This is a genomic window from Streptomyces sp. TM32, assembly GCF_004122755.1.
GTDB lineage: Bacteria > Actinomycetota > Actinomycetes > Streptomycetales > Streptomycetaceae > Streptomyces > Streptomyces sioyaensis.
This window is the reverse complement of record NZ_SDIG01000237.1, coordinates 1-7,822: the sequence shown is the minus strand read 5'-3', so window position 1 is coordinate 7,822 and position 7,822 is coordinate 1. Positions and strand designations below refer to the sequence as shown.

The following is a 7,822-nucleotide window of genomic DNA, read 5'->3' as shown; positions in this document are numbered from 1 at the left end:
GCCGAAATCGCCACCGTCGCCCTGGCCTGGCTCGCCGCCCAGCCCACCGTCGTGGCCCCGATCGCGAGCGCCCTGACCCGCGACCTGGCCCGCCGCACCCACGGCCCCGCCGCCGCCCGCGCCGTCACCGAATACACCGCCGTGGCCACCACCCTGTCGTTCCACCGCCGCCGCGCCCATCTCTTGGGCCCCGACCCGGACTTCGCCCACCGAGAGCAGCATCTGCTCCAGCATTTGCGGTACTACCAGGGGTGGGGGCGGGCGGCGTTGACGGATGCGTGGCACGACATCAGACGCGGCCGGGAAGGGGCTGTCCTTGGTGATCGCGGCGGGGGAACCGGGAAGCTGCCGTGATAGCCGCGGAGCAGGTCCGGCCACCCCTCACATGCGCTGCAGCCCCCACTAGGCTCGGAGATGTGCCCAATGACAGTGAATGGACAGCACCAGAGGGGTCCTGGGCCTCGTCGGCTGCACGCCGCCGCAACATGCAGGCGATCCGCAGCCGCGACACCAAGCCCGAGCAACGGATCCGGCGTCTGGTCCATGCCCAGGGGCTGCGTTATCGCGTCTCTGCCCGCCCGCTGCCGGACCTCCGACGAACCGCCGACATGGTCTTCCGTCCAGCGAAGGTCGCGGTGTTCATTGACGGCTGTTACTGGCACGGCTGTCCGGAACATTACGTCCCGCCCAGGACAAATTCTGGTTACTGGTCAGAGAAGGTAACCCGAAATGTCACCCGGGACCGCGATACCGATCAGCAGCTCACCAGCGCGGGCTGGCTCGTACTCCGGTTCTGGGAGCACGAGCCAGCGGAACTATGTGCGGACAAGATCGCCGCTACGGTTATCCAGCGGCGCTTCAGCGGGCACAACTGACACTTCCAGCACCTCGGCAATCTCCGCCTGCTGGAAAGCGCGCTTCCCTCTATTCGCACCCAGCCGCTCAATCTGCAGCCCCTCAAGCAGCTCTTCACGGCGCTCAGGCTGCAGCACGGAAGCAATCGCCTGGCCGACCGCTTTAGCCACCGGCGGCGGGAAGGCATTCCCCACCTGGCGGTATTGCGCCGTTTTGCCGCCCTGAAACTTCCAGGTCAGCGGGAAGTGCTGGATGAGGGCAGCCTGTTGCACAGTCAGCATTGGCCCTTCGGGGCGCAGAAATTCGCGTTCAAGATGCTTGTCCCGGTCGATGGGCTTCACACTGTCGATATCGTCCGCAACCCCTAGACCGTTGACCCCCAAGGCGCGCCATGCAGCCTTGGCCCTGCTCGGCCCCAGGTCAGCACCACCGTGCTTCTTAGACCCACCGACGAGCGTAGGCGCTACAGCCCCGGGCCGGTCTGCCTTGCCACGCCACACTTCGTAAGCATCCTTAATCCGGTCGACGTCACCCGGAAATTCTTCGATCAGACGGTCACGGCGATACTCCATCGTCTTTTCGAGCGCTTCGAAGACATTCTTCTTCCGCTCCGTTACACCGACCGGCCAAGGGAAGTCATCAAGCCCCAGGCCCGCTTTCTTCCGGTCCTCGTCACGGATAGCCACGAAGATCGAACGCGGTCGCAGCTGAGGAACGTTATAGTTACGCGCCTCAAGGAGATGCCAGCCGCAGAACCAGTAATCCATCCCTTCGATGCTCTTGATGATCGAATTGCAGTATTTGTCAAACTTTGCATCCATGATGCCGCGTACATTTTCGATCATCACAGCCCGGGGCTTAAGGGTATCGATCAATGCGACCATGCGCGGGAACAAGTCGCGCTCGTCGTCGCCGCCGAGCTGCTTCCCGGCCACCGAGAAGGGTGGGCATGGCACCCCCCCGGCCAAGAGATCAAGATCATTTTCCTTAAGCGTGCTGCCGCCAAGAGCAGCCATCGCTCGATGGGCATCGAATTCTGAGACGAGATCCTCGTTCAGCGCCTCGCAGCCACCCCACCCTTCGTCCTGAGAAAGGTTCTCCTGAAGGGTGGCGTGCGCGTACTTGTCGATCTCGACTAGGGCAAGGTGCCGGAATCCCGCCCCATGCAAGCCGAGTGCCTGCCCCCCTGCTCCTGCGCAGATCTCGATCGAGGTCAGCGAAGCTCTCTCGTCACGGCTGCTCGCGCCCATGGGCGTCGGTCCTCCTGGTGTGGCTCAAAGCAGATTCTCAAGTGTCGCAGAGTTCTCGGCTGCCGCTCACGAATCGCAGCTGCCCGATGGTCTGCTGTCAGCACCAGAAGTTTCCCAGCATGGGTCAAGTCCGCTCCTGGCAGGGCATCCTGCCAGGAGCGGGACTCTCATGGAACAAGACGCTAGCCACGGCCGATGTGCTTGAGCATGGCCCGGATATCCTGCGCGTCCAGGCCTCCGGCCATGGGCGGTGCCTCCTGCAGATCCGCGAGCTGCCGGACGGAGGGGTCATCCAGCACCCTGGCCATGAAATCCAGCTTCTGCTGCAGGCGGACCGCCACCACTTCGTCCACCGTCTCCTGAGCAGCGAGAACAGTGACCCGGGTTTCGACGCCGGGCTTCAGCCCAAGCCGGTGGATACGGTCAAGACTCTGAAGATACCGGCCCGCCATGAAGTCCCGGTCGACATAGACGGCGTCATGGCATACCTGGTGCAGGCTGATGCCCTCTCCGAGCGTGGCCGGGTTCGATACCAGCACCATGCAATCCGGATCCTCACGGAACCGCCGCAACTGCTCCTCACGGTCGGGCGTCCCGCCGTGGACAACCGCCGGCTCGAAGTTCTCCAGCAACCTGCCCAGCGACGTCAGGCTCCGCACAAACGTCGACCACACCAGTGTCTTGCGCCCCTGCGCAGCGTTGGCTGCCACAATCCTCGCGGCTTCCGTGTACTTGGGAGCCAGTTCGTAGCTGGGGAGTTCCTTCAGCAGCTCGTAGAGGGAGTCGTCCTGCGGTATCTCCAGTGGGGGGAGGCGGTACTCCACCGGTTCGTGCTTGCTGCTCCCTTCGAGGAGCAGCGCCGGATTGGTCGCCGCCATCAAGAGCCGGAGGGCGGACTTGCCGAGGGCGGCGAAGTTATCAGCGGAAGGCTCGGCTCGCGCCGACATATCGCCCACAAGCGCTTGGTAGATCTCCCCGTGTAGCGGAGACATCTCTACGGGAACCATCACCGGCTCCAGCGGCGGAAGCTCCAATTCATGCTTGGTGGTCCGTGTGAAAAGCGGACGGAGCGCGGAACTCGCATGCGCCAGGTCGCCGTCCGCAACCGCCTGGGCAACGGAGCGCTGTCCATAGCCAGGCCAGACGAAGCCCAGGAGGTTCTCCAGATCCTTAGCACCGTTCGGCGCCGGCGTTCCCGTCAGGATCAGCCGTCGCCTGGCCAGCGGCCCCAGAGTCATACACGCGGCACCGTACGTGCCACGTGAGCCAAGCTTCATACGGTGCGCCTCGTCCAGAATGATCATGGAAGGGGCGTCTTGCAACCAGGCGGCGAGAAACGGCAGCGAGCGGTCCAGCCGCTCGTAATTGACGATAAGGATCTCGGCCCACTGATCGCGGGCAGACTCCAGAAGCATCGGGCGAGGGCGGCTGCGAAAGCACGCGCCACTCTCGTAAAGCCACGACTCATAGGCCGACTTCGGGCTGACGACCATGAGCCGGTCTACCTCGCCCTGCTCCTTCATCGCGGAGTAGACCGCTAGCCCGACCCGGGTCTTCCCGGCCCCCGGAACGCTGAAGTTGGCGCCGTGCCGTAGTGACAGCAGCTTCGCGATGTCCCGCTGCTGGAATTCTGTGAGCGGAGCCGTCCAGTTGCTGCCCAGCAGGCCCGCGACATCGCTCGCCGCTAGCCGCTGCTGGGCGTCCGGCGCTTCCAGCTCCTTCCGCACCGTTTCCGCGTCCTGCACGCTGGAGACGACTAGGTGCCTGAGCTCTGGGTCCCAGCTGACACCTTGAGGGTCGGACCAGCTGCCAACGGCGCTGAGCTGAGAAAGAAGGTCATCAATCTCAACGATCACAGCGAGGGGGCCGAGCTGGCCGCCCGAGCGAAAACGGGCAGCCAGCTGCACAAGTTCAGAACGGTGTTCTTCAGTCGTCCTCAGGACAACCTTGGTATGTGACGTATCGAAGCCGAGGTGCAGCGTGACGCCGCTGCCTGTCTCTGGCATCAGTCACGTCCCAGAGACGCGGCCTCAAGCAGCCACCTGACGCCTTCTCCGGGCTCGTGAGAGCCGCGGCCGGCCTGCTGCGCCAGCTGCCGAAGGCTGTCCCTCAATTTGAGGGCTGCGTCGTCAAAGGCCGATTCATCCAGGCTGTGGGAGGCACGCGCCTTCACCAGCTCGCCCACGCAGAGTTCGATCGCTGCACAGGCATCCATCAGCCGCTCGGGCGCGATCTGCTTACGCTTGCGCAGACGCGCATCGCGCCCGGCCCGGTCGATGGCCTTGTCGAAGGCCTTACGCACGTCGTCCTGCAACAGCTGGGCCCCGCGCTTCTCTTCCTCGCTCGTCTCCGACGCCGCAACACACGCCTTGGCCTGGAGGACACGCCGGTTGAGCTCACGCGCAGCGGACACCTTCGAAGAAGCTCCCGGGACGGACAGACCCAGGCCAGGTACCGAGATGCTCTCCTCCTGCTCCGTCTCAGGCACGAGACGAGGAGGAAGCACGGACGACAGATAGTTCTCCTGGAAGCCCTCCTCGATGTGCCGGACGTCCGTCTTGGAGAACCCCAGGGTGATCGCTGCCATTCGGGTTTCCTTGAGGATTTCCGCCCGGTCAGGATCGGATGCGGCGAGCTTGCTGAAGTCGCGGTGCAGCTCCTTCAGCTTCTCCTGGTGGTCCTCGAAATCAACCAGCCGCAGCGCCGCCTTCCCGCTTCCACTGCGCTCGATCTGATCACGGACCACCCGCAGGATCCACCGCTCCTGGTCATACGTCTTGACCTGAATCCGGAATGCCTTCGCGATGGTGTCAGGCGTGCGTCCCAGGCTTGCCTGCTCTTCCATGGCCAGAAGCCGGTTGATGTACGAGTAGTCGCGGCGGTGGTCCTTGCGCAGCTGCAGTGACAGTTCCACGGCGTTGATGTCAGCCCACGTGAACGATTCGGGCAGGACGCCCACACGCATGGACGCCTCGCCAAGCTCGTTCAATGCTGCGGCCCGGGTGTTGCCATTGACCAGGATGCCCTGGTGAGTGATCAGTCCTGGGTCGTTCTGCCCGTATTCCTTCAGGCTCTCCTTGAGCTTGTCGAAGGCGGGGTCGCGCCGGTTCGGATCGGCCGGCTCCGCCTTCAGCAGCTCCTCAAGGTACTCCTGCCCTGTCTCGCTCCAGGGCTCGGCCTGAAGCGCCATGTCCTTCTTGGCGTCATGAGTCCGCTGCGCACGGATTCGGTGAGTGGCCGGGTTGTAATAGAGCCCCAACAGAGGCAGATCGATGACCTCGACATTGAGCGGCTGGCCGTTCCAGTCCACCGTCACGGTCTCCCGCGTGCCTCCGCGGTTCTTCACCTCTTCCAGGCGCTTCTTGATCAGTTCGTTGAACTCGGCCGCCTTCGGCGGCGGCGGGAATTCCTGCATGGTGTACCCCAACCCCTCTACTGGCTCTCGCCGCAAACCGCCTGCTTGACGGCCTCACGTGCCTCCGCCGGCAACGTCCGGTACGTTCCCCACAGCTTCTCAAGAAGGCTGTACGTGCGCTGGTCCGCGTCCATCCACTGAGCGAGCACCTTCCGCTCAACAGGACCGAGGCCGTCCACACTCCGCAGAAAGTCAGCCAGATCGGCCTCACTGCCCCGGTTCCCCACCCTGCACCGGTTGCATTCGGTGACCAACTGCCGCTCCGTGGAGCCATTAACGAGCTTCACGTGACGGCGCGCGATGTCCAGCTGAGCGGCTCCGCGGCCATCGTCAAAGGTCTCACCAGACCCCACTCCACAGCTGCGGCACAGATAGCTGTCGGCCCTCATCGTGTCGCTGCGCTGAGTAGCAGTCAGGCGGGTCTGCGGCTTCGCCTTCCCCTTGCCCGGCAACCACACCGGCTCTCCCTCTGCCACGAAGCGATGCTCGTTGCTGTGGAGACTCGGGTCCTCCCGGTTCGTGTCAATCACCCAGCCTGCCTCGCGGAGATCGCGCATGCGGCGGTCGATCTGTGCGATGCCGGGAAACGCCTCGCGCATGGCCTGCTTCGTGAACGGCTGTCCCTCGCCGACGACTTCTACGAGCCACCGGGCAACACGGACCTTGCTTCCGTACGATGTGTCCTGCCAGGACGGCACGTTCATAACGGCTCCACCCTTCTGCTGACAACAGAGCCCCCACTCGACCGCTGTGGAGGAACTACGGCGGCCGGTGCGTGGGTTCCATATCAGCGGCCCCGGCCCGCGATTGCGAGCAGACGGCAGAGTTTCCCGGACAAGCGCAACAATGGAATTTAGTCTTGCCCCCACTGGCACTACGACGAAGGCGGGGGCGCATGGTGCGGCAGGGACGTCGTGTGGCTGCGATTGACCCGGGGCTGCCCGCTGGCAACAGGAAGCTCGCCGAAGCGCTCCGGGCAATGCGACCGATGCTGCCGCCAGGCCTGGAGACCTACACTGCGATCGCCGCACAAGCCGCCAGAGATTGCAACAGCGAACGCTTGAGCAAGACGACCATCTCCCGCTATTTCAGCGGCAAGTTGATAGCGCCTGGATGGTTCATCTGCTGGTTACATGCAGCGATGCAGCTCGGACGGCACGCAGGCAACCCTCCCTCGCTCGAAGACCTGCTGACTCTGCAAAGGTCAGCAAACAATCCGACTGACTGCTCCGGATGCAACAGCCTCATTAGGGAACTCGGCCACAGCGAGGCGGAACGTCTGACGGCTACGAGCCGGAGATGGCATCTTGAGCGCGCCCTCGCCGAACGCCTGGACAGGGGCCGCAGAGCCGGTTCAGGAGCCGGCGACCAGGCTCGTCCGACATCACGCCGCAGGCCGCGCATTACCCTGCCGGTCCCCTATCACCGCGCGGACCGGCAGGATGAAGTGAACGACATCCGCGCCGCCGACTACATCACCGTGCGCGTATCCGAGCTTGCCAGCCAGCAGAATCACCATGAAGCCACCGCGACACTCAGCAATGCTGCCGCTGCGTTACCGCCAGCGGAGGTAGCAGCCGTGGTTGTCAGCCTGCGTAGCCGAGAAGTCAACGACGAGGCGGAGACCCTTCTTAAGGGGTACGCACGAGACCAGCCCGCCAACGACATCATGAGCCTCGCCTGCTGCCTTCTGAAGTACGGGCTCTTCTCTGATGCTGAAGTACTGCTCAGCGCGGCCGTCGAGTAGCTGCGGCAGAAGCCGGCCGGCTCGTCGAGAAGGAGTGACCGAACGTGCCTCCCCGCAGGCATAAGGTCGGGAGAGTTGTCCCCGCAGGGAGGTCATGGAGATGGTTCGGATTCCCACCGCAGCAGTAGCCGCCACCGGCCTTGTAGGCGGCTACGCCGTGGCCCGTTGGACGAAGCAGCGGGCGGTGGGCGGGGTTGCGCTGGCGGCGGCCGGGGCCGTGGCGGCGCGGGGGTGGCAGCAGAAGACAGGCAATGCGACAGCGGCTGCGCTGAGTGGGATGTACGTCGCCGCGTTTGCCGCGTCGCATCCGCTCGCGAAGAAGATCGGGGCGTGGCCGTCGGTGTGCGCGGTGGCGGGTGGGGTGGCCGCGGCGTCGTGGTGCGTGGCGGACCGCCGGAAGGCGTGACGCAGAAGGCGTGACGCGGTAGGTGTGACGCGGTAGGTGTGACCCGCGGAAGGCGTGACGTAGTAGGTGTGACTCACGGAAGGCGTGACGCGGAACGTGTCACGGCGGCGGCAGGATCTGTGGGGCACGGGGGCAACGGGGGCACGTGG

At 64.5% G+C, this 7,822-nt stretch carries 7 protein-coding genes and 1 pseudogene; 4 read left to right on the top strand and 4 right to left on the bottom strand.

Annotated features, from left to right (window positions below; all coding sequences use genetic code 11):
* Positions 1 to 354, top strand: a pseudogene (locus EST92_RS31435) (hypothetical protein); the annotation flags it as partial.
* A 62-nt stretch (positions 355 to 416) separates the two neighbouring features.
* Complete coding sequence (locus EST92_RS29900; RefSeq protein ID WP_129283821.1) at positions 417 to 875, top strand: very short patch repair endonuclease; 459 nt, start codon at positions 417 to 419, stop codon at positions 873 to 875.
* Here the strand turns inward: EST92_RS29900 and dcm are convergent.
* From dcm to EST92_RS29880, 4 genes are all read right to left on the bottom strand, one after another.
* Entirely contained in the window at positions 816 to 2,105 is a 1,290-nt protein-coding gene (dcm, locus tag EST92_RS29895; RefSeq protein WP_129283820.1) for a DNA (cytosine-5-)-methyltransferase, read from the bottom strand. The two genes, EST92_RS29900 and dcm, sit on opposite strands and share 60 nt — an antisense overlap.
* A 182-nt stretch (positions 2,106 to 2,287) precedes the next feature.
* Positions 2,288 to 4,111: a DEAD/DEAH box helicase gene (locus tag EST92_RS29890; protein WP_129283819.1), complete on the bottom strand. Its 1,824-nt coding sequence runs from the start codon at positions 4,109 to 4,111 to the stop codon at positions 2,288 to 2,290.
* On the bottom strand, positions 4,111 to 5,520 hold the full coding sequence (locus EST92_RS29885) for a hypothetical protein (RefSeq protein ID WP_129283818.1): 1,410 nt from the start codon (positions 5,518 to 5,520) through the stop codon (positions 4,111 to 4,113). Before EST92_RS29885 ends, EST92_RS29890 begins: the two co-directional genes overlap by 1 nt.
* A gap of 17 nt (positions 5,521 to 5,537) precedes the next feature.
* The gene (locus tag EST92_RS29880; RefSeq protein ID WP_129283817.1) at positions 5,538 to 6,224 is read right to left on the bottom strand and encodes a hypothetical protein; all 687 of its coding nucleotides are present in this window, start codon (positions 6,222 to 6,224) and stop codon (positions 5,538 to 5,540) included.
* A gap of 212 nt (positions 6,225 to 6,436) precedes the next feature.
* Between EST92_RS29880 and EST92_RS29875 the strand changes: the two genes are divergently transcribed.
* Positions 6,437 to 7,267 carry a hypothetical protein gene (locus EST92_RS29875; RefSeq protein ID WP_129283816.1) on the top strand — a complete coding sequence of 277 codons (831 nt, stop codon included), beginning with the start codon at positions 6,437 to 6,439 and terminating at the stop codon, positions 7,265 to 7,267.
* Positions 7,268 to 7,367: 100 nt separating this feature from the next.
* Positions 7,368 to 7,673, top strand: a complete 306-nt coding sequence (locus tag EST92_RS29870; protein ID WP_129283822.1) for a hypothetical protein — start codon at positions 7,368 to 7,370, stop codon at positions 7,671 to 7,673.
* The last annotated feature ends 149 nt before the right edge of the window (positions 7,674 to 7,822 follow it).